Below are 20,966 nucleotides of genomic sequence, written 5' to 3' on the forward strand. Positions count from 1 at the left end.
TTTATTTCCTACCTTCTTGTCGTTTAAAGAATTCCGCGTAAGACGGAATGGGCATTGGACGATTCTCGGATTGCAATCTTTCCATTAGTTTTTTCTCTCTTAATGAGAGAATCTCTCGTATAAATTGCTCGTTTTTTTGTACTTTTCTATATAGAGTTTTAGTACATTTTTCTACTTTAATATTCCTAAGAGGTTCTCCACTAACATCAATGTTATCAAGGTCTGTAGGCTCTTGGCCTTTTATCCACCATAAAGTCGCTTTATTACTGATTGGTGCTGGTCTCCATCTCGTATCTGAAAATAACATATCCTTGTTTTTCATGCATCTTAGCCGCCTAACCGTGGATTGCAAATTCTTTCCAAGAGCTTCCGCATAAAATAGCGACGATTTACCAGGATTATTAGAAATAATTGGAGTCACTTCATGAATAAATTGATCAAATTTTTCAGCAGAAAGAATCGCTATTTGTTCATTAACAGTAATTGGATTTTTCTTTTTATACAGCGATTCATCTATAATAAAATAACGCCAATCGTTATTAGCGTATTGATATTTTCCTATAACTCCAATCTTTATTAACTCATAAAGCGCATATCTAACTGGATATGTGCTTATCCCGCATGATTTCTCTATATTTCCTCTGTTGCAATTAGGATTGTCGCGTAGATAGTCTATGATGATTTCAGAAGTAGTCATAACGGCGCGTCCAAGTTTCCGGTTAAATCAAGCATCAACTGGTAATCACGATCATGCACTGAATGCCAGTAGCCGCTGCTGTAATAAGGCTGTTGTTTGTAATTCCGCAGCAAGCCATCTTTATACTTTCGTCGGTCATTCGATTCTTCCTCATCATGCAGTCGGATGGTTCAGCCCGCCCGGTCTTGAACACCGGCGCGGGCTTTTTTGGTGTATGGGATTGCCCGGATTCCCCGCCGGGCACGGGAGGGCCAATGAAACCCCCTGTCCGATTATTCGCCGTCTATGCTCGACATGGACATCGGCATCAGTCCATCGGCCCCAGCCGGTGAGCGTGGGCATCCGGGAAAAGGGACCCGGTGCTTGGACGCGGCTGTTTGGGGTGGGCCTACCGGGATTGCTCCCCGTGATGCAGTATGGCTGCCCATGGCAAATCTGGGCGAAGTTCAGGCGCGGTCATTTCCCGCCCGCTAGCGGCCTCCATCTTGACCGCCAGATCGGCGCTCATGCGACGAGTGCCGTACTTGCATTGACGCAAGTAGGCGAGGTTCGTGCCAGCCGCGCGAGCGACATCCTCAACTCGTGCGGTCCCGTGCTTATCGAAAAATTGTTCTAGGTTCATTTGGCTATGCTAGCAATAGCTGCAAAAACGGTCAACCGAAAAATTACAGCAATTGCTCTTGCATGTGTGCAGCAATAGCTATATGATTCATCCAACCCGCCGCCCTGGACATCAGCAACGACAGGTCGTCTGGCCATTCTTCCTTTGGTGGTTCCCGCCGGTGATGGATTCGACTCCCGCCGGCGGGATTTTTAAGGAGAACGACATGAACACAATTTTTGAGGATCGCACGGCACGCCAGCGGATCGCGGCGGAAATGATTGTCGCCAAGATAGAGAGAAATCTCGCATTGCGCCGTTTGCAGGATCAAGCCATTCAACTCGCGGATCGTCGCCGATTTGCCCGAGCCATGATCAGAAACGGCGTTATATTCATCGCCGCCGCCGTATCGATCTTCGCCCTGATTTGGTGGTTCGGACTATGAGCACGTCGCCGGCGAATATGCACGATTGGGAGTTCGAGCGCGAGAGCGCGCGCGATGCGGAGATTAAGCAGGCTATCGCTGAACGGATTCGCGAACTTGAGCAATCCAGCGGGCACAGCGAAGACGCCCAAGAATTTATGGGCGACGTGCTATCAGCCATCGATGATTCCGGAATCTTGAGCGAGAAATTCCACTGCTATTTATTCAAGTTGTGGCAGACGCGCAACGCACAAGACGAAGAAGAAAAGAAGAAAATGGCGCGGGCAGCACAAGTTCTGGCTAACACCATTGCGCCGATTATGAGGGACATCGTGTCGTCGGACATCCACAAAGAATTCGGCGCATGAAAAAACCGCTAGGAGTTGTAGCTCCTAGCGGCTGAAAACTCAACAATGAGGAAAGACGATATGCAGACGAAGATTATACGCATCCACGCGCCACGGCGCAACCCGCGCCATCCGGTGCGTGGTTACAGCCAGCCAGCACTGGACGCCTTGACGCTTAAGGCGCTGGCGGAACTCGTGGTGGATGTGATGGAAGAACGTGGCGCGATTCCGCCCCGCCAGCCTTTGGAGGTGAAGCCATGAGCAAGTTTGTCAAGGCCGAACGCAAGACCGCCAAACTTCGGGCTGCACTCTGCGGAACCAGCGGCAGCGGTAAGACGTACTCTGCGCTGTTGCTGGCGCGTGGACTTGCCGGAGAACGCGGGAAAATCGCGGTCATCGATACCGAGCGCGGGAGCGCCAGCCTGTATAGCGATGTGACCGATTTCGATGTCGCTGAACTAGCACCCCCGTTCAATCCGCGCCGCTATCGTGAACTGATCGCCGAAGCCTCGCGCAGTTATGACGTGCTTGTGATTGATAGCCTGAGCCATGCCTGGGCTGGCGAGGGTGGTGTGCTGGAAATGCACGACAAGGCAACCCAAGCAGGACGTGGCGGCAACAGCTATACCGCGTGGCGAGACGTGACCCCAGAGCACAACGCGCTCGTGGATGCCATTCTAGCCGCGCCCTGCCATGTCATTCTGACCATGCGAAGCAAGACCGCATACGAACTTCAGGAAAACGAAAAGGGTAAAAAGACCCCGGTCAAGATCGGCCTAGCACCGATTCAGCGGGAAGGGATGGAGTACGAGTTTACCCTGGTGTGGGACTTGTCGGTGGAAAAGCATATCGCCACAACTAGCAAGGATCGCACGAGGATTTGGGACGGACGGCATGATGTCATCGGCGTCAAGCATGGCGCGGAATTAAAGGCATGGCTTGAATCCGGCAAGGTTGCGCCACCAGCACGTCCAGTACCAGAGCAGGTTCCCATCGAACCGCCACCGCCCGTGCAAGCGAAAGACTTCCAGGCCGATATCGATTCGTTCGATGACGAAGGAAAGATGAAGAAATGGCTTGTGGATACTGCGCAAGACTACGGGTGGACAAAAGAAACCCCGGTTTACATCTCCGTCAAAGCCGCATGTTCCGAACGCGCTATCGTCATCGCCAAGAATAGGGCAGTAAAGCAACAGACGGAATCTCAAAATTCCGATGAATTCGAGGCCGCTCTCGGCCCGGTGCAGGACGTGGAGTAGATGCCATGAAAAACATCGAAATCAAGAATATCGGCCCCATTGCATCGGTCACGATCCAGGTCCCGGAAGCGGGCGGCGTGGTGGTGCTCACCGGGCGCAATGGCAGCGGCAAGAGTCACGCCCTGGAGGCCGTCAGCGCCGCGACCACGGGCAAGGGGAAGCCACCGCTTAAAGATATGGCGAAGAGCGGCATGGTCAGCGTCCCCGGCGTCACGATGACCGTAGGCCGGTCGGTGCGGCGCCAAGGGGAGCTCCAGGTCGAGACACTGGAAGGCCGTCTATCCATCGCCGACCTCGTTGACCCCGGATTTGTGGACCCCGAGCGCGCCGACGCCAAGCGCATCAAGGCGCTGGTGGGCTTGTCGAAAGCCGACATCAGCAAGGGCGACCTGCACGGGTTTCCAGAGAATCTGACCAAAGATCTGAGTCTGGATGATCCGGTTTCGGCCATGGCTGAGTTGCGGAAGCGGCTGAACATCGGCGCGAATGAGTACGAGAAGTTCAGCGCGAAGGACGAAGCAGCGGCGACAGCCATCATCGAATCGCTGGCCGGCGACCTGAATACGCCCATCGATCCGGCGGCGACGCAAGAGCGAGTCACGGCGGCGATTCGGGCGCTGGACGCCCTACAAAAACAGGCTGAACTAGCGGAAGCGGCCAAGGTTCGGATTGCAGCGGCGCGGGAGCGGATTGGACACCTCTCCGGGTTGCCGTCTCTTGATCTTGATAAGGCGCTGCAAGAAGCCACGCGGATCGGACAGGAAACCGCACAAAAGAAAGCGCTTGCCGTGGAACTGAAAGCCAAGTACGAAGCGGCGGTCGCTGACTATAAAGAGAGCGTTTTTCATCGCGATGCGGCAATGGATCGTTTTGAAGACGCGCAAGCGCAAGCCAAACTCCGCGACGAACTGGAACGGCAAATCCAGGAAGCGCATGTCGAGCCGCCATCCGTCGCTGCACTCGCAGACGCCTCCGCTGAACTGGAAGCCGCCAAGGCATCGCAAGTTCAGGCCGCTCAACAACAGGTCATGATGCAACAGCGGGAGCGCGCGGATGCTTTGATCTTGACCGCCCAAGAGTATGCCGACGAGGCCAAGGAACTGCGGGAGAAGGCCAAGCAGACCGACGAGGTGCTCTCGGAGATCGTCTCCGAGATTCCGGCTTGTCCGCTGCGAGTCATCGACGGGCGGCTGGTGACAGATACGAAGCGTGGTGCCACCTTCTATTCAGACCTGTCAGCCGGCGAACGGTGGCGGATCGCCTTGGACATCGCCATTCAAGCGGTGGGCACCGGTGGCCTGCTGGTCATCCCCCAAGAAGCTTGGGAGGGTCTGGACCCGCAGAATCGGGACGCGATTGCGAAACAGGCGAAAGCGGCGCGTGTTGTTATTTTGACGGCCGAATGTTCTGACTCAGAATTGTCAGCGGAAATGGCTTGAGTGGAGACTAAAATGCGAAAAGTCATGGTTTCAGAAGAAAAATGGTGCAATGAGCACAAGCGACTCGAACGAATCGATCTATACGAGGCGTGGTTTCATCAGTTTGGAAACGATGGATGCGGCGAGAACAACTCGGTGACTGTTGCGATTGTCGAGCGGATTATCGACGGGAAAGTTGACATGGTGTTTCCGGGCAATATCCGGTTTGTTGATCAGCCACAACAGCAAGAGAAATGGCCAGAAGAAAGAACGGCAGTAGTCGCATTGCTCAGGGAGATATGCCAAGATCACGGCGACAATGATTGGCCTGACAATCTGCATCTTTATGATGTCATTGACAAGCACTTGCTGAGGCATATTGAGCGCAGCGCATAGGAGAACAATCATGTACGAACTCATCAAGCACTTTCCAAACAAGCAACCAGCGATATTGCTGGAAACCACATGTGAATCCATGGCGCGGATGCGATTAAATAAATCCGCAGCGCTATTGAAAAAGAATGAATCGCTTGAACTCAAGCATGACGGCGAACTGATCGAATATCGACAAGCGCCTCGTTATGGGCACATTAACAATTTCGACGATGCATCGGTTGGAGCAATGCCATGAAATTTCGTTACTATATTACCGACTTGACGGAAGGAACTGTTCTTGGAACCAATAGTCGTCAAGTCGCTGATCATTTCTCGGAATGTGATGATTATTTCGTCATCGATGCGCAAGAAGGACTATTGCTGCAAGACGATGAAGAGTTGGAAATTAACGAGGTGAAATACGATGAATAAATCAACAATCTGGCCGGAAGTCATGGCGCGTATGAGCACTGCGGCTATTAAAGCGACGCGGCCACGAATCAGCGTTGATTGGATAAAAGCGATACTGCTAGTAGCTGGTGCTGCGGTGTTGTCTGTAGCGATTATTTTGATGAATTGGTGAAAAAATGATTGATATTCCTGAAATTGGAAGCGAATGGATTCATAAAAATGGAAATCATTATGTTGTACTCGCCATTGCTAATGAGTCAGCAACACGAGAAGATGATTATCCAATTATGGTAATTTACTTCAACATGAAGACAAAAGAGGTATGGTCAAGGCCGCTTTCTAGATGGCATGGCAGTATGACCATATACAAATGCCCATGCTACGAGGCTAAGAAATGAGCTGGTTTAAATTCGTGACAGGAGACCGCGTTCGCAAGATCGGCGGAAGCTATCAAGCGGACGGAGAAATAAAGGCCGCATTTCTCGCTGATGATGGGTCGGCTCGGTATGTATTTCGATTCGACAATCCTCCTGGGTTGCTGCATATTTTCAATGAAAATCAGTTGGAGATAATATTGCCTGATTTCTTGCCTAATTTTAAATGAACATCAAAAGCCTAACACCAAAACAACGCAAAACTCTGGAAGGTCTTGCAAAACTAGGCCGTCCAGCTAAACGACTTGAGATTGCGCAATCTGGAGGAATCGATGGTACTCAGGCCGCTCATGCGCTAAGCCGGCTTGAAGCGTATGGATTTTGTGAAAATGATGACGAATATCAATGGACGATTACCGATGCTGGAAAATCGATATTGCTAAGCCTGGAAATCGAAGATCGGGAAGCTAATCAGCCAACGGTCGTCGATTCAGATAAAGAATCAACTCCAAGTCTAGAAGACGAAATCAAGGCATTGCGAGGAAAAATTCGATATACGCCTGACTTTTCAACGGCTGATGCTGCTTTCGTCTGCAAAGCACTCAGTGAGGAACTAGCTGATATGCCTTCTATATCTATGATTCTTGCCAAGATGGCGAGATATTGGGATGGGATGAAAACATGATTATATACAGAGTTCAAGACAGTTCAGGGCGCGGGCCGTGGAAGCCTGGATTCTCTCACCAATGGGTCATAGATAGACCGGATCATTCTAATTTGATTCCTTATTTTCAGGAATTTCCTGACTTTGATCCGGTAAAGGAAAGGCTTCATGGGGAAAGTTTGGGATGCGGATGTTTGTCTGTTCCTCAATTAAAACGTTGGTTTACAAAGAATGAAATGTTAATTCTTAGCTTTCATGGTTATCGCGCCGTTGGAGTTTGCGCTGATCGCCTAATTAGAAAAAGTGATATTCAGTGCATATTTGCTGTGATGGGAATGATTAAGGATAAATCGTACAGGATTAACCTTTATTGAAGATTAGGACCATTTGACAATGGCAGACACGACACGCGAACACATGCTTGAATCCATCATCGTTGATCTTTGCGAAGCGGAACTGACATGGTATGAAATACAGGAACGTACTGGACTCAGCGAAGAGCGCGCTAAAGAAATGGCTAAAGTGATTGCCGATGTGTTTAAACGGTATTTCGAGCGGAATGGCTACTAATTCCTAAATCATCAGAAATCATCAACAGCCTTATCTTCCCAACTGGCGAATACATCAGGTGATATTGCGAGGTCGAAAAGATATGCCGTAGCAAGATTTGCGGCGAATGGCACAAGCTGTCCAAGTGGTTCGAGGATGGCCTTTCGCCTAGTGAGGCAGTTGAGAAGTATTTGGAGAGGAAATGATAATGATGATAAACCGTTTTAAAATTAAAATAGGATGGCATCAATGCACTGCCATTTCTGGAACAAAGGACAAAGGATATATATGCTGCACAAGGCATAATTGGCATTTTGGTAAACATATTGATTATTCTGGAAGAGAAATAAAGGGGAGAAGGATTGGATTTCATAAGTGGACAAATCATATATTTTATGATTAAGCTCCTCCGCATCGAAGCCCCTCACTTTGTCGCTGGGTGTGAGTGGATCAAGTGCGGCGATACCTGGAAAGTCAACCCAAAGGCTTGCGCGCCAATCCTTAAATGGATTAGGAGGAATAAAAACCCCGCCTAGGCGGGGTTGATATTCGGTCTCAGAACCCTGTATCTTCGGGGACCGGATCAACAACCACCGGCTTGTCGATCAGGAAGTCTTCCAGATTCGCTCCCGATTCGAGCTTTTCAGTCAGCCATGTCGGCTTCTTGCCACGGCCAGCCCAAGTATTTTCCGGCTTAGCAGGATCACGATATTTTGGCGTCGAAGGATTTTCCATCTTGGCCTTGCCTGCCGCTACGGGAACCGGCGACAGCGCAGCCAGTTCGGCCTTATCGCGTTCGATCCGCTCTTTCAGCTCTTGCAGGCGCTCTTCGCGATTCTGTTCGAGCATGGCCATCACTTCGGCCCGATAGGTGTCGAGCTTATCGGCGATGTATTGCAGGTCGCTGAACGACAGCCGGTCCAGGTGCGGAAGGATAAGGCGGGTTGCGATGGGTAGCTCATCGGCCAGCGCATCGATTTTTTCGCACAATTCATCGGTCGCTTCCTGTTCGGCCGACGCTAGCCCTTCGGATTCATCGGAAACCACATTTTCAGCATCATTCAACATTGTCAGTTCTCGCTCTTTGTTGTTTGGAAAGATCAAGCCACGTCAGGAATCGAACTTCGATGTGTGAGCCTGATCCAAAGGCCCCCTCCGGTCAATTTGGGGGTCGGCAGGGTTGCGGTATTTCGGCGTGCCGGGTGCGCGCCGCCTCTTCGCATCGAACGCCAGAACTCCGGAAGCCGTCATGCCCAGCGTCTCCGCTTTGGCCTCGAACTCGTCGCGCAACTTACTGATTTCTCCATCTTTGAGTTGCTTGATGCGCTCTCCACATTGTTCGGATAGCGCTTTCAGTTCGGGAATAGTCAATTCATTAATTTCCATTCGTTGCTCCTAAAGTCTCTTTGATAAAAGCCATTGCTTCATGGCTAATCGCATTATAGTATTGAATTTTGAATCGGCGCAATATAAAATAGAATTGCTCTTTCGGTATTGACGCTTGCTTGATCGGCTATAGACGTGATCGTCGGCATTCCAGGTCCATCGGCCCAATCGGCTAGGCGTATTGGATAGAGCATCGGGAAGACCCACAGCAGGCGCAGTGGTCAGGAACATATCGGATTCAAATGCTACATCGGTTAGCGAGAGCTTGCCTGTGATGGCTCGTGAAAGTGAGATAGTCCAAGGTTCGAGTCCTTGGCTTTTCTGGTTTTATCGTATTAAGCTTGGAACGCATCATGAACACAAACGACGAACGGCTATGCCGTGATGAAGCTATTGAGATGCTTGATAAGCTGATCGAGCACCACTCGCTACGATATAAGAGCAGGTTTTCAGTAAGCGATCATCTAGCGGCCGTCGAAACCCTGAAAGCTATGCGCGACCACCTGGACCGCTGCTACGAGATACGAAGCTGCGATTGATTTCCAACGCCCCATTAGTTCATTCTGGTAGAGCGCCTGTTTTGTACTCAGGATGTCGCGGGTTCGATTCCTGCATGGGGCTTCAATTTTTATAATTAACTAGGATAACATGATGGCTGCTAAAGCATTCGAAGGCAACAATCTTTCTGAAGAAATCAAAGAGCAATTAGTTAAAGCAGCAATGGCTGTCACGCCAATTGACCGTGGCCATCTTCGGCGTGCCTTCGGGTATCCGCGACCAGCGGACCTCGCCGGTCTTGCGATTCACCCGCTCGCCCAGGTCTACCCGACCATGCAGCAAGCGCGCTTGCTGGCGGGCGAACAGGGCCGTATTCCACGCGAACCGCGCATTGCCGAACTCAACCGCCAATTGTTTTCGCTGGTGTGTATCGAGGACTTGCAGGTGCGGAACATGTCCAAGTCGGCGGCAGGCACGGCAGATGCCCCGGGAAGAAACGTTCGGGCCAAGTCGGGCCTGAATAAGTCCATTCTCGATCAGGGCTGGTTCGAGTTCCGCCGCCAACTGGATTACAAGCTGGCATGGAATGGCGGACACCTCATCGTCGTTCCGCCGCGCAACACCAGCCGAACTTGCCCTTGTTGCGGCCATGTCTCGGCGGACAATCGCCGCACCCAATCCCGCTTTGCCTGTGTGGCCTGCGGTTTCGAGGAAAACGCCGATGTGGTCGGCGCGATAAATGTACTAAGGGCTGGACACGCCCGGTTAGCCTGTGAAGTGAGCGGTGCGGTAAGGCCGCCAGCAGCAGGAACCCGCCGAAGCGACTCAGTGGTGGCTCAATGCCGCGCCTGAGCGCCGTAGGAATCTCCGGCCTTCAGGCCGGGGAGGATGTCAATTCACTTTACTACCACGAAATCCAAACTCGAATTCTAGACTCGCGACTTGGCACTGAATTCCCGCTGCCGACCTATGCAACGCCCGGATCGGCTGGACTTGATTTGCGGGCGATGATTGATGAGCCGATAACTATTTGGCCAAATGAAACAAGGCTTATCAAAACCGGCCTGTCAATCTACATCAGCAATCCAGGGCTAGCTGCGTACATTCTGCCGCGTTCCGGACTCGGCCATAAGAACGGCATCGTGCTTGGAAACTTGGTCGGACTGATCGATAGCGATTATCAGGGCGAACTGCTGGTCTCGTGCTGGAATAGAAGCGACGATCAATTCAAGATCAATGTCGGAGATCGTATCGCCCAACTGATTATCGCACCGGTGGTGCGGGCACAATTCAAAATCGTCGATCAGTTCGTGGTCAGCGAGCGCGGTGAGTTGGGGTTTGGGTCGAGTGGAGAATAAGACATGCAATTGATAGAAGAAGTAAAAGCAGAGCTTGAAAGAGCAATAAATAAATTTCCAACATGGCCTACCGATCCGCTCCATGCTCTAGCCGTTCTTGGCGAAGAATACGGAGAACTCAACAAGGCCATGCTTCAACTTGTATACGAGCCGCATAAGACAACTGCGGAGGATGTTCGCATGGAAGCGATTCAAACCGCTGCGATGTCGATCCGGCTAGCGATGAGCTTGGATTCTTACCAATACAAGGGGTGCGATCAACATAAACAATCGCATATCGAGAATGACAAGCGATGAGCAAAAACGCTGGATGGTACGCGGAGTTGCACCGCTGGGAAGAAGGATTATTTCCTGGCGCGGCATTTTGGGATGGTGAAAAATGGAGTAACAGCCTACCCATCTGCGAATGGGCAGGCCCGTTTGATACGATGGAAGACGCCGATAAGTGGGCGTGGGATAACGATCCTGATCTTTAGCGCAACAATTCCTCAATCGCCTTACCGCGCCCGCCCTTGACCGTGGCGAGCGCGTCTACACGAACTGCGCCCAAGAAAAACGCTTTTTGCAATCTCTCGGAAGCCTGCGAAACCCGACTACAGTCGGCTTAGTCCGGTCGAATCCGGTGAACTTGACAAGCACCTCATCGCCGATTTCAAACGCCGCAATGTTGCAAGGCGGGTAGACGATCAAGACGTTGGTCAGCGTGTTCGCAGAATTCAAGTCAAAAGCATCTTTCTCGGATTGCAGCTTGCGGCATTCAGCAGCATTAAGCGTCACTGAGCATGTGCCGGCGTTGGTATTCAGCGCCGTAATCACTCCGTAGCGACAATAGGGCTTCCACTTATATTTACCCGGCTCCAGCGCGAGATGGTAGAACACGGCGGGCGGGCTGATCGAGTCCGTCAGCCGCAGCTTGCCGTGTGGCGCGAAATTGCTTCCAGCGGGCGCGATGTTGAGCGAGCGCTCATCGTAAATGACCACTCGCTCTGATGTGGTTCCGGCGTCAATCGTGGCGGATGTCTGCTGGTACGCATCGATGTAGAAGCCTGGCACCTCCATCGTGGCGACTTCTTTACCGACCGCCAACCCCAGGGTGTAGGTCGCGCACCAGCAATCGATGCTAAGCGCCGCCAAGGCCGCCTTACGCGCCGTGATTTCCGTGATCCTGGCGACCCTGGCAATCTTTTCCGCCATCAGCTTCTCATAGTCTTTCTGCGCGGCCTGTTCCTTCAACTTCGCTTCCGCGAACTTTTTAACCACGTCTTGCAACCCGTTCGGCACGTCCGGGTCGGTATGCGGCGCTTCGATCTTGTCCAGCTTGGCTTGTTCCTCCTCCCCGGCTTTCTTCGCCGGATCGGGCGGAAACGTATAGGTCGTCACCGGCGGCGGGTCCGGGTCAGGCTGGACGATCAGTACGCACCAGAGATGGGTTGCGGGATTTTTCGGCGCGTACTTGTAGGCGACGCCCGCCGCCGTGGCGGTGGATGACAGCAGGGCGTTCACATAGGCCGTTGTGCGCTTCCAGCCGGCCAGTGTGGCACTAGGGCTAGTGGTCCCGTACTTGAGTAGCTCTTCGACGCTAAGGGCGCTGTAGCCCACGTACAGCACCCGCTCAGCAGGTGTCGATTGGTTGTAGCCGATGTGTCCTGTCTCGCCCGTCGCGGCTTGGTTACTTAGGTGGACCCGGCACACGCCGTCTAGGTCGGAATCGCGGGTGAGCGGGTCAAGAGAATGATCTGCGCGGTAGGCATTGATTAGGTCAAAGAGTGGCGATTCTTGCGCACGATCCGGGTCAACCCATGGAAGCCCGGTTTCCGGGTCATTTTCCGGGTCTGGCGTCAAGGATGGAGCGGTGCTGTTTTCTTTCGAAATAAGGTCGTTTTTCCACTGCTCGATCACGGCGTTATAAGCCGCTTCCGCAATCGCCGAATCGTCTTTCAGCAAGTTAAGCGTGTTGATGGTTTTAAGGAGAAGTGCGGCATAAGCGGATTCTTGCTCTTGTAGTTTTGAAAGCTCTTTATCATATTTTGCAGTGTCATACAACGGGCGAATCTTATAGAGTCCTCCGCCGGTTTCAGACAAGATGATCGCTTTCCCCATGACTACGCCTCTTCTACCTTCATCCATGCGCGTCTTGTCGTAATCTCGTAATCAATAGCACCCACAGTCCATGATAGCACTCCGTCAAATACCGTGTCATTCGGATGCAAATTAGGATTAATATCACACTCCGCAAAATGCTTGAGTTCTTTGTCGAATCCAGTTCGATAGACGCCAGTCAGTGTAACAGATTGCGGTGAGAATGAAACAGGAATCAGCCTCCCGCGCACTTTGATTTGTCCCGTTCTCGGCATCCTATCAGAATCAATGTCCCACATGAGCGCTTGCAGGAATTCGCCCATGGTTTCGATGCCGTTTGAATCGCGCAAACCGACGTAAATAGCCAATCGCCCATCATTCGCTTTTCTCTCGTATAGATCAGCGAGTATGGCCGTTGAAGCATTAGGAATAACAACATCAATCCAGGTGGATTGCCCCAAGCGGCGTTGGCATTGAATGATGGAAAAAGGATACTCGATCAGTGTGCCGCCCGTTATATAGAGACGATAGATGATATTGGAGTCTGGAGTTGCGCTTAAAGATGGAGCTAGTGGCTTTGATGTGGTGTTAGGAATCCCTAGAGCAAGCCCTAGAGCGAGGCTTGGCGCTTGCACAGAGACCTGAATCGTGGGGACGCCAAGCCCGTATTCCAGAGCTAGTCCTGGCGGCTCGACAATGACCGCTGGCGGCGGCGCTAATAGCGCCAGCGCATAGCAATTTTCCGTATGATTCGCGGACCACGACAAACTGCCTGACGAATCAAACACCCATAACGTTTTGCTGCTATTGACGGGTCCAGCGACGTAAATATTCCCGGATTGATCGAGCTTTAATGCGCGAACATCAAGAATAGACGTAATCGGGAATCCTCCCGTTGTTATTTCTGTTCCGCTAGAATTGTATTTCTTGACATACCCGAATCCGCAAACGTAGATATATCCATCAGCGCCGACCGTAATAGCCCGGTCTGTTTCAAAATTATCAACCGACCATTGCAAAGTGCCTGAGCTATTGTATTTGCGCATCGTATAACTTCCATTCGATGCGCCGCACGTATAAACATTTCCTGAATCATCAACAGCAATGCCGTTGACGGTGGCCCCGTGATTCGCGGTCCACTGTTGAGTGCCTGAGCTATTATATTTTCGTGTCGTAATGCTGCTGGACACGCTGCCGCCCGTGTACACATTTCCAGCCGAATCCATGGCCACGGCAAACACATAATCGCCGTGATCAGCAGACCAAGACAACGTACCCGATGAGTTATATTTCCGAGTGGTCTTGCTGTCAATTCCAGTTGCGCGCCCGCCACCGATACAAACATCCGTGGAATTCGCGGCGACCGCATAAATAGTGGTTCCGTGGTCCTTGTTCCACTGCAATGTGCCGTTTAAGTATTGTCTAAGTCCTCCATCACCACCAGATGCCGTGCCGACGCCAGCACTGTATAAAAAGCTGTTTATGGAGTCTGTGGAGAGTCCGTATATAGCGGCGCTACGTGAAATAGAATCAATCGACGATCCAGCAAAGCTATAGCGCCGGATATTGATGTTGGTTGCGGTGGCAATGCCGGCGGTATAGACGTAACTCGTCATTCGGATACCTCCATGATCGACGATGATTTGTCGATAAATATGGTAATCTCGTTGACCGTAAACGTTTCTCCGTTCCCTAGGTCGGCAATGTCATTAGGTCGCAAGTAAATATCCACGTCGCAACGAATACGCCGTTCTCCGTTTCTGTCATTCCTATAAGCGGCGTTCTTAATAGCGATGGTATTGTAATTATAAACGGTCGCTGATTCTCCGTAGAGCGTGATACTGGCGTTTTTGCCCCCACGATCCACCGAAGCGCCGCTTAAATCAACTGCAATCCATGGATCGATCTGTTCAATTCCGTCATTAAATCGGACGCCGCGCCAGATCGTGATGGAATGACCGATTTGATCCAGAATCGCGGTGAGCGACTCTGCATCCGGTATCTCGCAAACGTAAGTCGCCGATGTGGTTGTTTCAGAGATACGCAGCTGTATGGACTTCAGTTTAATGGAAATTGACGCATCATCGTCAAAGACTAGACGATGAATGACAGGGACCGGCAATCCAACATAATAGCGAGTAATCGTCGGAATCCCTAGCGACAATCCTAACGCTAGTCCTGGAGGACTCACATAGACCATTCCTGATATAGTCGGAGTGCCTAGATGAATAGGCAGTCTTAATGCCGGAGTCTGGACTTCTCGAACCGATAGACACAACGCGCCAAGCGCATTACCCGCAACGTCTGAAGTATTCGTGCCAAACGTGGTTGCTTGCCAATCAATCGCATAGCCCACAATACCAAACACCGTGCGAGTCGCCGGCCCGGAACTTCCGCCAGACGGGACCACGCGAACGCCATAAATCGTATCATCCGAGTCAATGGAAATTGCCGAAAGCGTGTAATTCCCGAATCCTGAATCCTTGGTAATGAAGTTTAGACTGGAATCGTATTCGTAGAAGACATAATACGTTCCGCTTAAGCTCACGGGCGTCATAGAGACCGCAAAGTGTCCGCTCGATAGTTCGACAATCCCCGTGCCTTGGCTGTTATAGCTACTATCGTTGACCGGTCCTATTGCGCCAGCGACAAAACTACCACTGGCGTTGTATTTACGAACTGCCTGTACTACTCCGGTATTCCAGAAAAATCCAGCGATGAACACATTCCCGGATGAATCCACAGCAATGCCGCGAATCGCCGAATTAAACTCATTGCAGGCACTCCAAACGATACTACCGTCCGATGCGTCTATTTTAACAAGGATGTTTTCAGTATAGGGGAATGCCGTTCCGCCAACATAAATATAACCGCCACGATAGACTATCGGGCGAGGATACGGATTATCGAGGTGAGGCGATGAATACCCGGTATCTGTTGACCATTGCAATGCACCTGATGAATTGTATTTTCTGAGATTGTAATAGCCAGTTGCGCCGGGCGTCGTTCTGACAGCGCCGCTCGAATTCACAGCATCGCCATAGACATAAATATTCTCGGAATCATCAATCGCAATACCGAAACACGCCGCGCCGTGATTCGCATACCATAACAAATCGCCGTCTTGATTGAACTTGCGCGTAGTCATCGCATATTCAGAATATGCGGATAGGCTCTCGGTATCGGTATAATATTTGAGGTCAGATGCGCAATACTGACTGCCATCATCGCCCAGCACAATTCCCCATACGTTTGAGGTATTGCGACCGAAATAGACTCGATTCCCGTGCAAGTAGGGATTGCCGGATGAGTCTATTTTCTGTCCGAGAGGATAATCAAGACTAAAGGCTCCCTCGCAGCCAATTGCTAATAGCGGCTTCGCCATGATTAGGGCTTATAGATGAGCTTATTGATGGCGTTCCAATTAATCGACCAGTCCGTGCTGACTGAGATCACGTCCGTATCATCGGAGTTGGGGAGCATTCTAAAAACAACCGGATTCGTCACGCCTCCGAAAGTCCCAACCGCGACACAAATAACATGTCGGAATGTAGCGGTTAGCGATGTCCAGGTTAAATCATCGTAATCGATATTTGAATTCGTGACCACGGGCGTCGTAAGTTGCTTTCCGCCAACCGTATAACCTCCAGTAGTAGTCAACTCATTATAGCTTGGGTCTGTGCTGTCATTCGCGCCGTTGTCCCATTGCGTGTGCGCTGAATTGAATGTATAGCCAGAAGTGACTAGACGAATACGGAGTTCCGAGGTGTCCAGATCAAGTCCGCCCGTGTTAATGAGTTTCCATGAGTGATCGTACCAGTACATTGCGGCAGTCATGATGTTCCGTCCAGTTTAGCGATGACGCGAGCGCTGATATTGAGCTTATTTTTATTGACGGCGGTCGCAAGAATGACTTTGAAGATACCAGCTTCGCAAGAGAGAGAAACCTGGCTGTAGTGGCTGATGAGGTATTTGAGTTTTTGAAGAATATCCAGCGATGGATTGACGACATCAATCGTGAGTGTTTGATCGGATTCTGAAAAACCGGTATCGTACACAGAGACCGCGCCGTCCAAGGTGTCAACGACGCTGCCCCCGGCGACTCGCTGAATATGGGTTATTCACCTTTACATCATGTAATAGTATGATCCCGTTTGGATCATACGTTATAGCGGCAATTGAAATCATACTGACCCCAACAGGAATTGTTCGGCATCAGAATTAACGCGAACACGAATGTATTTCATAATCTGGAACCAGATTGCTTCTAGGTGAGGTTCCAAGCCGGCGGCTTCGACAGTAATCAGCGCGTCGCCTCGTTCTATTCTCCGAGTCTCTGCTTGAATCTTTTCAATCGTGGCTTTCGTGAGTTGCTTTTGCAGTTCAAGCGCTGCTTCGCGTCGCTTGTTCTCAAGATCGATTTGTTCTGTTATTTGCAGCTTTGTGTATGTATCGGCACTGCCTAATGATCCGAATAGCGAACCTAACAAGTCGCCGGTCCCGCTAATCGTTTCATTAATGCTCGAAAACGCGGCTTCGACTTGCTTAGTTTGCGCTTCCAGGTTAGCTACATTCAGAGTAACAAACGCCTCGATGTTCTTGATTCTTTCGTTACTGGCTATTTCCTCCATTTTAATGCGGAAGCTATCGGCTTCTTTCGTCGCCTTTTCTACTTTCTTCGCATTATCTTCGGCGGCGGTAGAGACGGCGGCAAAAGCGCCAGTGGCTTTTACGGTCTTACCGTCAATACTACTGTACGAAGTGACTAGCGCGCCATTTGCGGCGACGACGCCTTCAATATTCGTGCGATATTGTTCTACCTTGACGTTATCAGGCAGTTTTAATTCCGGCAATCCTTCCAGTGTGCCGATATATTTTTTTGTCGAATCATTGGCGTCTTTTGTTTTATCGTCAATCTTGTTCAGTTGCGCTAGGATGCCATCCCATGAACTAACCGGGACCGGCTTTGCGAGGAAGTTGACAAGATCGGTATATTCTTTATCGGCGTCTCGAATGCTTTGTTCGTATCGCGCGATTTCAGAGATAGCGCCGTCAAATTGATCGACGGGAACTTTGACCGGCTCATTCGTCGGCGGTTCTTTTCTAGCGCAAAAATTAATACCCATCGGTAAGGTCAGAGATTTGAGTTCCAATCGTTGCGCCTTCATATCCGGCAAAAAAATCAATCGCAAGAATATCATTTAGTTTGTCGCCAAGACCGGATTCTTTTGTTGCTACAAACGATAACGTACCGACCGCAGCGGCCAGGCCAGCAGGGCCAGCCAAAGCGGCAGCGGCCAGCAATGCCTCTGCTTTAATTGCGGCCATGCCAGCCGTAACCGTAGGCCATAACCCATTAAATACGGCAAGCCCGCCAGATAATGCAGAAAACCCGATATTAGCAGCGAGCGCATACCCGCCAATTTCGCCAATTAGCGCTATCTTGCCAATATCAATTTCTGAAATAAACTTAATTAACGATCCAAGGCTTTCAAACAAACGGGCCTAAAGATTTAACAGCATCACTAGAGTAAGCGGTAGTGCGAGTCAATAAATCAACAATGGTCTGTATTGCGCCTTGTAACCCTTGTGTTGTTTCAAGACCTTTTAGATTAAATAAATCGCTAATTGAATTAAATAGAATTTGTAGCGAATCGGCAAACTCTCCAAAGTCTACGCCAGATAAAACCTCTGGGAGATTTTTTGGCAACAGAAGAAAATAACTCGGCTATATTGCCTAAGTTATTCTTTAACCAAACAGCGGCGCAAAAGTATCGTTATCAACTGAGGTTATAAACGATTTCGCTAGCTCGCCAAGTGCCTCCTCAATAGCGCCAAATTCATCTAAAAGAGGATCGCCAATCTTAATAAGCGCAACAGTAAATGCCTGAGCAAGATTGGATGTCGCATCTTTCATCTTGTCGAACGCGGCTTGGGTTGCGCCGCTCTCATTCGACATTTCCAACAAATTAGCCTTGAACTTGTCGGCATTGCTCCGGCAAGAATCATGACAGCGTTTACAGCTTCTGTACTTCCGAATAAAGTTTTTAACTTATCCGCTGAGAGTCCAGTTTTTCCTTAACTTGATCCAATACGCCAGCGAATCCAAGCGATTTTAATCCGGCCTCGTTGAAATTAATCCCCAAATCGTCGGCAAGTTTTCTTTGCCTGTTCTCCAGGCGCTAGGATTGCGCTAATTGTTGCCTTGAGTGCGGTAAATCCTTCCGCTGTGTTAATTCCGGCGCTGGTTAGCGTAGCAATCGCCGCGCCTAGCTGTTCAACAGCAACGCCGCCATTAGCAGCAACGCCGGTGACGCCGCCAATGCTTGCGCTAAGTTCTGGAATAGTTGTCTTTCCAAGCCGAACGGTAGTAAAGAATATATCGCTATATTTTCAGCTTGATCGATGCCTTGCCCATACGCATTTAGCGTCCGACCAAGAAATTGCAGTGAATCGTTTTATTAACCGCCACCGCTAGCTTTTCAGCAAGCGCAACGGCTTTTAATGAATCTTGATAGGATATACCTTGAGAAATCGCGTTATACGTTGCTTTTGTTACTTGATCGAGACTTTGCGTGCTATCAGCAGCATAAGCTAAAATTTGAGTTCTAAATTCTTGTAGATTTCCTATTGGCTCTTTGACTAGAGCTGTAATTTCCAATGCCTCATCGAACTTATCTGCTTCATTAATTGCAAAGCCCAATACGCAGTAGCAACGGCAATAACCGAAGCCTCAAAAGCCAAATCGCTTTGCTTGGCGAAGCCGGGGCGCGGTAATCTGTGCCCCGCCCCCTCAAGTGCGGCCAGTTTGTTAGATACGCTTTGCGTAGTATCCGATACTTGATCGACGCCACGAAAAATAAGCTCGACAACGCTTTGCAGGTCAGCCATTATTTTATCGCTCTTGCCTTATCTTCATAATACATTCCCCATAGCTCGCACTCTACCGTTGTCAATTGTCCTTGCGGAAATAAATCAGGGCGACACTCAAAGAGAAATCGCCCTTTCATATCGCAAAGCTGCAAAGCCATCACGACATCGGGGATTCCGTAGAGCGCGGCACTTTTCCCAAATCTGGCCCAAGCCCGGTAAGCTCAAGGATTTTATTGGTAAGCTGATACCCGACAACCGGGTATAGAGCAAATAGCCGAATAGCGTCTTCGCGCGCAATCTTCGGATCGACGCTCCCGAAGACCAAATGATCGAACCGCTTGGAAAGGTCTTCGGGAGGTTCCCCATCGGCCCCGAAGAGCTTTTTCAGCGCGTCGGCTTTGTCTGGAGTGTGCCGCACTAGCCAGCGCCTCGACAGTCGCCGCATAGAGCCTTGCACGGCCCTGTGCGTCGTTTGCCGTGGCAATCTCCACGCCCGTCAATCCGCGCACCGTCCATATCGGCTTGGCGTCTTCAGGGAACCAGTGGGCCAGATCATCGACCGAAACTTCCGCCGTCCGTGGCGATAGTTGCGATGCACAAGACCGGAATCGCTCAAGATCGAAGCTCATATCTTAGAGTCCAGTAAAGTCTACGCTGGCCTGTTCCGGAGATACCGTGAAAGACCCTTGCGGGGAACTCTTCACGCCGAACGTGCGCGCCACGCCAAGTACGCCTTGGGTCAACTGATACGCGGAACCAGAGCGCGACGGCTTAAACCGGAAGATCAGCTTTTGCCCGACCTTGCTCAGAATGCCGTCCGTGACGCCGGATTGCAGCGCGGCGGTAAAGCTGGCTTGGCCCAAACTGGACGATACAGAACCCACGTTCCCATCATAATAAGATTCGGAATTTGTGGTATTGGAAGTCTCCGCCGGCACCCAATCGCGAGAGTTAGCGATTTCCGCAAAAACAGGGGTCGCCACTCGAACGCGTACCGACTTCGCCACGGACCCGGTATGAATCAGCGGGAGCGCGGCGGCGAATGTGAGTCTACCGCGCAAGTAATCCACAGAATACACGGGATAGTCATAACGCTCTTGATGAGTGCCGACGACTTGATAGATTTCATCAGCGGTAATCGGCGCTGCGGTAATCGAGGTTAAGCGCACTTGAGCCACCTCGATTGAGCCGACCGGAATAAATGGAGGACCACCGGAAGCGCCGCGCGTCTCGGAATGCGCAGTCGTTGCCGTTCCGGCGACAACAGCATAAGCGCCGCTGGAGTTCACCGTGATGCTGTTGATGATATGCGTGTTCGTCGAAGACCCGCGTGTGCAAGTCAAATCAGTATCAGCGGCAACGGTAATCTGCCCAGTGGTCGCACCTCGCGCCCGTCATGCCGGGAGCCATCAAAACGACAGCAGCGGCATCAACCATGTCATTAGTAGTACTGACTGCTGGAATAACCGCGCCGCCATTAATGACGCCGTACGGACCAATCACCGGCTCATAGCCGCTCGCTTGACTCCACGGCGTAGACGTTGCGGTGAAAATAGCATGGTCGCCAGAATCTGTTAGCGCGGCGAATGCCTGCTGACTAGCGGCGCTCTCGTATTCAATCGTTTGAGTGGTCAAAATGGCCATGATGTTTCT

Annotated in this window: 37 protein-coding genes, 1 tRNA gene and 1 pseudogene; 19 read left to right on the top strand and 20 right to left on the bottom strand. The window is 50.7% G+C overall.

Features of this window, described 5'->3' with window-relative positions; all coding sequences use genetic code 11:
* Window position 1: 1 nt before the first annotated feature.
* A complete protein-coding gene (locus tag IPK79_14170; GenBank protein MBK8191579.1) occupies window positions 2–697 on the bottom strand; it encodes a hypothetical protein in 696 nt (231 codons plus the stop codon).
* Between the two features lie 388 nt (window positions 698–1,085).
* Entirely contained in the window at window positions 1,086–1,319 is a 234-nt protein-coding gene (locus IPK79_14175) for a helix-turn-helix domain-containing protein (protein MBK8191580.1), read from the bottom strand.
* Between the two features lie 82 nt (window positions 1,320–1,401).
* Between IPK79_14175 and IPK79_14180 the strand changes: the two genes are divergently transcribed.
* The 14 genes from IPK79_14180 to IPK79_14245 are packed head-to-tail and all read left to right on the top strand — an operon-like array spanning window position 1,402 to window position 7,140.
* The gene (locus IPK79_14180; protein MBK8191581.1) at window positions 1,402–1,743 is read left to right on the top strand and encodes a hypothetical protein; all 342 of its coding nucleotides are present in this window, start codon (window positions 1,402–1,404) and stop codon (window positions 1,741–1,743) included.
* On the top strand, window positions 1,740–2,090 hold the full coding sequence (locus tag IPK79_14185; protein MBK8191582.1) for a hypothetical protein: 351 nt from the start codon (window positions 1,740–1,742) through the stop codon (window positions 2,088–2,090). The genes IPK79_14180 and IPK79_14185 overlap by 4 nt, the downstream gene beginning before the upstream one ends.
* 60 nt (window positions 2,091–2,150) lie before the next feature.
* Window positions 2,151–2,330 carry a hypothetical protein gene (locus IPK79_14190; GenBank protein MBK8191583.1) on the top strand — a complete coding sequence of 60 codons (180 nt, stop codon included), beginning with the start codon at window positions 2,151–2,153 and terminating at the stop codon, window positions 2,328–2,330.
* A complete protein-coding gene (locus IPK79_14195; GenBank protein ID MBK8191584.1) occupies window positions 2,327–3,328 on the top strand; it encodes an AAA family ATPase in 1,002 nt (333 codons plus the stop codon). The genes IPK79_14190 and IPK79_14195 overlap by 4 nt, the downstream gene beginning before the upstream one ends.
* A gap of 5 nt (window positions 3,329–3,333) precedes the next feature.
* A complete protein-coding gene (locus IPK79_14200; protein ID MBK8191585.1) occupies window positions 3,334–4,767 on the top strand; it encodes an AAA family ATPase in 1,434 nt (477 codons plus the stop codon).
* Window positions 4,768–4,779: 12 nt separating this feature from the next.
* Window positions 4,780–5,142 (top strand): hypothetical protein, encoded by a 363-nt coding sequence (locus tag IPK79_14205; protein ID MBK8191586.1) that lies wholly within the window; start codon window positions 4,780–4,782, stop codon window positions 5,140–5,142.
* Between the two features lie 10 nt (window positions 5,143–5,152).
* Window positions 5,153–5,377 (top strand): hypothetical protein, encoded by a 225-nt coding sequence (locus tag IPK79_14210; protein MBK8191587.1) that lies wholly within the window; start codon window positions 5,153–5,155, stop codon window positions 5,375–5,377.
* Window positions 5,374–5,553 (top strand): hypothetical protein, encoded by a 180-nt coding sequence (locus IPK79_14215; protein ID MBK8191588.1) that lies wholly within the window; start codon window positions 5,374–5,376, stop codon window positions 5,551–5,553. Before IPK79_14210 ends, IPK79_14215 begins: the two co-directional genes overlap by 4 nt.
* Window positions 5,546–5,704, top strand: coding sequence for a hypothetical protein (locus IPK79_14220; protein ID MBK8191589.1), 159 nt, complete (start codon window positions 5,546–5,548; stop codon window positions 5,702–5,704). Before IPK79_14215 ends, IPK79_14220 begins: the two co-directional genes overlap by 8 nt.
* A gap of 4 nt (window positions 5,705–5,708) precedes the next feature.
* Complete coding sequence (locus IPK79_14225) at window positions 5,709–5,930, top strand: DUF1653 domain-containing protein (protein ID MBK8191590.1); 222 nt, start codon at window positions 5,709–5,711, stop codon at window positions 5,928–5,930.
* Window positions 5,927–6,136, top strand: a complete 210-nt coding sequence (locus tag IPK79_14230; GenBank protein MBK8191591.1) for a hypothetical protein — start codon at window positions 5,927–5,929, stop codon at window positions 6,134–6,136. The genes IPK79_14225 and IPK79_14230 overlap by 4 nt, the downstream gene beginning before the upstream one ends.
* The gene (locus tag IPK79_14235; GenBank protein ID MBK8191592.1) at window positions 6,133–6,591 is read left to right on the top strand and encodes a hypothetical protein; all 459 of its coding nucleotides are present in this window, start codon (window positions 6,133–6,135) and stop codon (window positions 6,589–6,591) included. The genes IPK79_14230 and IPK79_14235 overlap by 4 nt, the downstream gene beginning before the upstream one ends.
* Window positions 6,570–6,944, top strand: coding sequence for a hypothetical protein (locus IPK79_14240; GenBank protein ID MBK8191593.1), 375 nt, complete (start codon window positions 6,570–6,572; stop codon window positions 6,942–6,944). The genes IPK79_14235 and IPK79_14240 overlap by 22 nt, the downstream gene beginning before the upstream one ends.
* Window positions 6,945–6,963: 19 nt before the next feature.
* Entirely contained in the window at window positions 6,964–7,140 is a 177-nt protein-coding gene (locus IPK79_14245) for a hypothetical protein (GenBank protein ID MBK8191594.1), read from the top strand.
* Window positions 7,141–7,674: 534 nt separating this feature from the next.
* Here the strand turns inward: IPK79_14245 and IPK79_14250 are convergent.
* Both IPK79_14250 and IPK79_14255 read right to left on the bottom strand, forming a co-directional pair.
* Window positions 7,675–8,187, bottom strand: a complete 513-nt coding sequence (locus IPK79_14250) for an H-NS histone family protein (protein MBK8191595.1) — start codon at window positions 8,185–8,187, stop codon at window positions 7,675–7,677.
* A 42-nt stretch (window positions 8,188–8,229) separates the two neighbouring features.
* A complete protein-coding gene (locus tag IPK79_14255; GenBank protein MBK8191596.1) occupies window positions 8,230–8,505 on the bottom strand; it encodes an H-NS histone family protein in 276 nt (91 codons plus the stop codon).
* Window positions 8,506–9,052: 547 nt separating this feature from the next.
* Between IPK79_14255 and IPK79_14260 the strand changes: the two genes are divergently transcribed.
* Window positions 9,053–9,126, top strand: a tRNA-Thr gene (locus tag IPK79_14260).
* A gap of 84 nt (window positions 9,127–9,210) precedes the next feature.
* Here the strand turns inward: IPK79_14260 and IPK79_14265 are convergent.
* Window positions 9,211–9,414, bottom strand: coding sequence for a hypothetical protein (locus tag IPK79_14265; protein MBK8191597.1), 204 nt, complete (start codon window positions 9,412–9,414; stop codon window positions 9,211–9,213).
* 6 nt (window positions 9,415–9,420) lie between these two features.
* Between IPK79_14265 and IPK79_14270 the strand changes: the two are divergent.
* The 4 genes and pseudogenes from IPK79_14270 to IPK79_14285 all read left to right on the top strand — a co-directional run bounded on the left by IPK79_14270 (window position 9,421) and on the right by IPK79_14285 (window position 10,837).
* Window positions 9,421–9,855, top strand: a pseudogene (locus IPK79_14270) (transposase).
* Window positions 9,843–10,361 carry a dUTP diphosphatase gene (gene dut, locus IPK79_14275; GenBank protein ID MBK8191598.1) on the top strand — a complete coding sequence of 173 codons (519 nt, stop codon included), beginning with the start codon at window positions 9,843–9,845 and terminating at the stop codon, window positions 10,359–10,361. The pseudogene IPK79_14270 and the gene dut overlap by 13 nt, the downstream one beginning before the upstream one ends.
* 3 nt (window positions 10,362–10,364) lie before the next feature.
* The gene (locus tag IPK79_14280) at window positions 10,365–10,658 is read left to right on the top strand and encodes a hypothetical protein (GenBank protein MBK8191599.1); all 294 of its coding nucleotides are present in this window, start codon (window positions 10,365–10,367) and stop codon (window positions 10,656–10,658) included.
* Window positions 10,655–10,837 (top strand): hypothetical protein, encoded by a 183-nt coding sequence (locus tag IPK79_14285; GenBank protein MBK8191600.1) that lies wholly within the window; start codon window positions 10,655–10,657, stop codon window positions 10,835–10,837. The genes IPK79_14280 and IPK79_14285 overlap by 4 nt, the downstream gene beginning before the upstream one ends.
* Window positions 10,838–10,892: 55 nt before the next feature.
* On the opposite strand, the gene IPK79_14290 is transcribed toward IPK79_14285, so the two are convergent.
* The 15 genes from IPK79_14290 to IPK79_14360 all read right to left on the bottom strand — a co-directional run bounded on the left by IPK79_14290 (window position 10,893) and on the right by IPK79_14360 (window position 20,957).
* Window positions 10,893–12,461, bottom strand: coding sequence for a CAP domain-containing protein (locus IPK79_14290; GenBank protein ID MBK8191601.1), 1,569 nt, complete (start codon window positions 12,459–12,461; stop codon window positions 10,893–10,895).
* 2 nt (window positions 12,462–12,463) lie between these two features.
* Entirely contained in the window at window positions 12,464–14,056 is a 1,593-nt protein-coding gene (locus tag IPK79_14295) for an SBBP repeat-containing protein (protein MBK8191602.1), read from the bottom strand.
* On the bottom strand, window positions 14,053–15,825 hold the full coding sequence (locus tag IPK79_14300; GenBank protein MBK8191603.1) for a hypothetical protein: 1,773 nt from the start codon (window positions 15,823–15,825) through the stop codon (window positions 14,053–14,055). Before IPK79_14300 ends, IPK79_14295 begins: the two co-directional genes overlap by 4 nt.
* 2 nt (window positions 15,826–15,827) lie before the next feature.
* Window positions 15,828–16,277, bottom strand: a complete 450-nt coding sequence (locus tag IPK79_14305; GenBank protein MBK8191604.1) for a hypothetical protein — start codon at window positions 16,275–16,277, stop codon at window positions 15,828–15,830.
* Complete coding sequence (locus tag IPK79_14310) at window positions 16,274–16,516, bottom strand: hypothetical protein (protein ID MBK8191605.1); 243 nt, start codon at window positions 16,514–16,516, stop codon at window positions 16,274–16,276. The genes IPK79_14305 and IPK79_14310 overlap by 4 nt, the downstream gene beginning before the upstream one ends.
* Window positions 16,517–16,624: 108 nt before the next feature.
* Entirely contained in the window at window positions 16,625–17,593 is a 969-nt protein-coding gene (locus IPK79_14315; GenBank protein MBK8191606.1) for a hypothetical protein, read from the bottom strand.
* Entirely contained in the window at window positions 17,556–17,939 is a 384-nt protein-coding gene (locus IPK79_14320; protein MBK8191607.1) for a hypothetical protein, read from the bottom strand. The genes IPK79_14315 and IPK79_14320 overlap by 38 nt, the downstream gene beginning before the upstream one ends.
* Entirely contained in the window at window positions 17,932–18,150 is a 219-nt protein-coding gene (locus IPK79_14325; protein MBK8191608.1) for a hypothetical protein, read from the bottom strand. Before IPK79_14325 ends, IPK79_14320 begins: the two co-directional genes overlap by 8 nt.
* A gap of 39 nt (window positions 18,151–18,189) precedes the next feature.
* A complete protein-coding gene (locus IPK79_14330) occupies window positions 18,190–18,405 on the bottom strand; it encodes a hypothetical protein (protein ID MBK8191609.1) in 216 nt (71 codons plus the stop codon).
* 170 nt (window positions 18,406–18,575) lie between these two features.
* Complete coding sequence (locus IPK79_14335; GenBank protein MBK8191610.1) at window positions 18,576–18,821, bottom strand: phage tail tape measure protein; 246 nt, start codon at window positions 18,819–18,821, stop codon at window positions 18,576–18,578.
* 43 nt (window positions 18,822–18,864) lie between these two features.
* On the bottom strand, window positions 18,865–19,101 hold the full coding sequence (locus IPK79_14340; GenBank protein ID MBK8191611.1) for a hypothetical protein: 237 nt from the start codon (window positions 19,099–19,101) through the stop codon (window positions 18,865–18,867).
* Window positions 19,083–19,331 carry a hypothetical protein gene (locus IPK79_14345; GenBank protein MBK8191612.1) on the bottom strand — a complete coding sequence of 83 codons (249 nt, stop codon included), beginning with the start codon at window positions 19,329–19,331 and terminating at the stop codon, window positions 19,083–19,085. Before IPK79_14345 ends, IPK79_14340 begins: the two co-directional genes overlap by 19 nt.
* Before the next feature lie 139 nt (window positions 19,332–19,470).
* Window positions 19,471–19,731: a hypothetical protein gene (locus IPK79_14350; GenBank protein MBK8191613.1), complete on the bottom strand. Its 261-nt coding sequence runs from the start codon at window positions 19,729–19,731 to the stop codon at window positions 19,471–19,473.
* A gap of 214 nt (window positions 19,732–19,945) precedes the next feature.
* Window positions 19,946–20,656, bottom strand: a complete 711-nt coding sequence (locus IPK79_14355; protein ID MBK8191614.1) for a hypothetical protein — start codon at window positions 20,654–20,656, stop codon at window positions 19,946–19,948.
* A gap of 7 nt (window positions 20,657–20,663) precedes the next feature.
* Window positions 20,664–20,957: a hypothetical protein gene (locus IPK79_14360; GenBank protein MBK8191615.1), complete on the bottom strand. Its 294-nt coding sequence runs from the start codon at window positions 20,955–20,957 to the stop codon at window positions 20,664–20,666.
* Window positions 20,958–20,966 lie beyond the last annotated feature (9 nt).

The organism is Vampirovibrionales bacterium, assembly GCA_016712355.1.
In the GTDB taxonomy this organism is placed as follows: Bacteria; Cyanobacteriota; Vampirovibrionia; order Vampirovibrionales; family Vampirovibrionaceae; genus JADJRF01.

Excerpts from the sequence above, each read along its gene's own strand:
- dut (MBK8191598.1), top strand. The coding sequence starts at position 9,843 with ATGCCGCGCCTGAGCGCCGTAGGAATCTCCGGCCTTCAGGCCGGGGAG.
- IPK79_14345 (MBK8191612.1), bottom strand. The coding sequence starts at position 19,331 with ATGGCTGACCTGCAAAGCGTTGTCGAGCTTATTTTTCGTGGCGTCGAT.
- IPK79_14220 (MBK8191589.1), top strand. The coding sequence starts at position 5,546 with ATGAATAAATCAACAATCTGGCCGGAAGTCATGGCGCGTATGAGCACT.
- IPK79_14200 (MBK8191585.1), top strand. The coding sequence starts at position 3,334 with ATGAAAAACATCGAAATCAAGAATATCGGCCCCATTGCATCGGTCACG.
- IPK79_14195 (MBK8191584.1), top strand. The coding sequence starts at position 2,327 with ATGAGCAAGTTTGTCAAGGCCGAACGCAAGACCGCCAAACTTCGGGCT.
- IPK79_14185 (MBK8191582.1), top strand. The coding sequence starts at position 1,740 with ATGAGCACGTCGCCGGCGAATATGCACGATTGGGAGTTCGAGCGCGAG.
- IPK79_14225 (MBK8191590.1), top strand. The coding sequence starts at position 5,709 with ATGATTGATATTCCTGAAATTGGAAGCGAATGGATTCATAAAAATGGA.
- IPK79_14215 (MBK8191588.1), top strand. The coding sequence starts at position 5,374 with ATGAAATTTCGTTACTATATTACCGACTTGACGGAAGGAACTGTTCTT.
- IPK79_14305 (MBK8191604.1), bottom strand. The coding sequence starts at position 16,277 with ATGACTGCCGCAATGTACTGGTACGATCACTCATGGAAACTCATTAAC.
- IPK79_14290 (MBK8191601.1), bottom strand. The coding sequence starts at position 12,461 with ATGGGGAAAGCGATCATCTTGTCTGAAACCGGCGGAGGACTCTATAAG.
- IPK79_14180 (MBK8191581.1), top strand. The coding sequence starts at position 1,402 with ATGATTCATCCAACCCGCCGCCCTGGACATCAGCAACGACAGGTCGTC.
- IPK79_14300 (MBK8191603.1), bottom strand. The coding sequence starts at position 15,825 with ATGGCGAAGCCGCTATTAGCAATTGGCTGCGAGGGAGCCTTTAGTCTT.
- IPK79_14250 (MBK8191595.1), bottom strand. The coding sequence starts at position 8,187 with ATGTTGAATGATGCTGAAAATGTGGTTTCCGATGAATCCGAAGGGCTA.
- IPK79_14190 (MBK8191583.1), top strand. The coding sequence starts at position 2,151 with ATGCAGACGAAGATTATACGCATCCACGCGCCACGGCGCAACCCGCGC.
- IPK79_14255 (MBK8191596.1), bottom strand. The coding sequence starts at position 8,505 with ATGGAAATTAATGAATTGACTATTCCCGAACTGAAAGCGCTATCCGAA.
- IPK79_14285 (MBK8191600.1), top strand. The coding sequence starts at position 10,655 with ATGAGCAAAAACGCTGGATGGTACGCGGAGTTGCACCGCTGGGAAGAA.
- IPK79_14295 (MBK8191602.1), bottom strand. The coding sequence starts at position 14,056 with ATGACGAGTTACGTCTATACCGCCGGCATTGCCACCGCAACCAACATC.
- IPK79_14360 (MBK8191615.1), bottom strand. The coding sequence starts at position 20,957 with ATGGCCATTTTGACCACTCAAACGATTGAATACGAGAGCGCCGCTAGT.
- IPK79_14205 (MBK8191586.1), top strand. The coding sequence starts at position 4,780 with ATGCGAAAAGTCATGGTTTCAGAAGAAAAATGGTGCAATGAGCACAAG.
- IPK79_14245 (MBK8191594.1), top strand. The coding sequence starts at position 6,964 with ATGGCAGACACGACACGCGAACACATGCTTGAATCCATCATCGTTGAT.
- IPK79_14175 (MBK8191580.1), bottom strand. The coding sequence starts at position 1,319 with ATGAACCTAGAACAATTTTTCGATAAGCACGGGACCGCACGAGTTGAG.
- IPK79_14235 (MBK8191592.1), top strand. The coding sequence starts at position 6,133 with ATGAACATCAAAAGCCTAACACCAAAACAACGCAAAACTCTGGAAGGT.
- IPK79_14210 (MBK8191587.1), top strand. The coding sequence starts at position 5,153 with ATGTACGAACTCATCAAGCACTTTCCAAACAAGCAACCAGCGATATTG.
- IPK79_14170 (MBK8191579.1), bottom strand. The coding sequence starts at position 697 with ATGACTACTTCTGAAATCATCATAGACTATCTACGCGACAATCCTAAT.
- IPK79_14230 (MBK8191591.1), top strand. The coding sequence starts at position 5,927 with ATGAGCTGGTTTAAATTCGTGACAGGAGACCGCGTTCGCAAGATCGGC.
- IPK79_14280 (MBK8191599.1), top strand. The coding sequence starts at position 10,365 with ATGCAATTGATAGAAGAAGTAAAAGCAGAGCTTGAAAGAGCAATAAAT.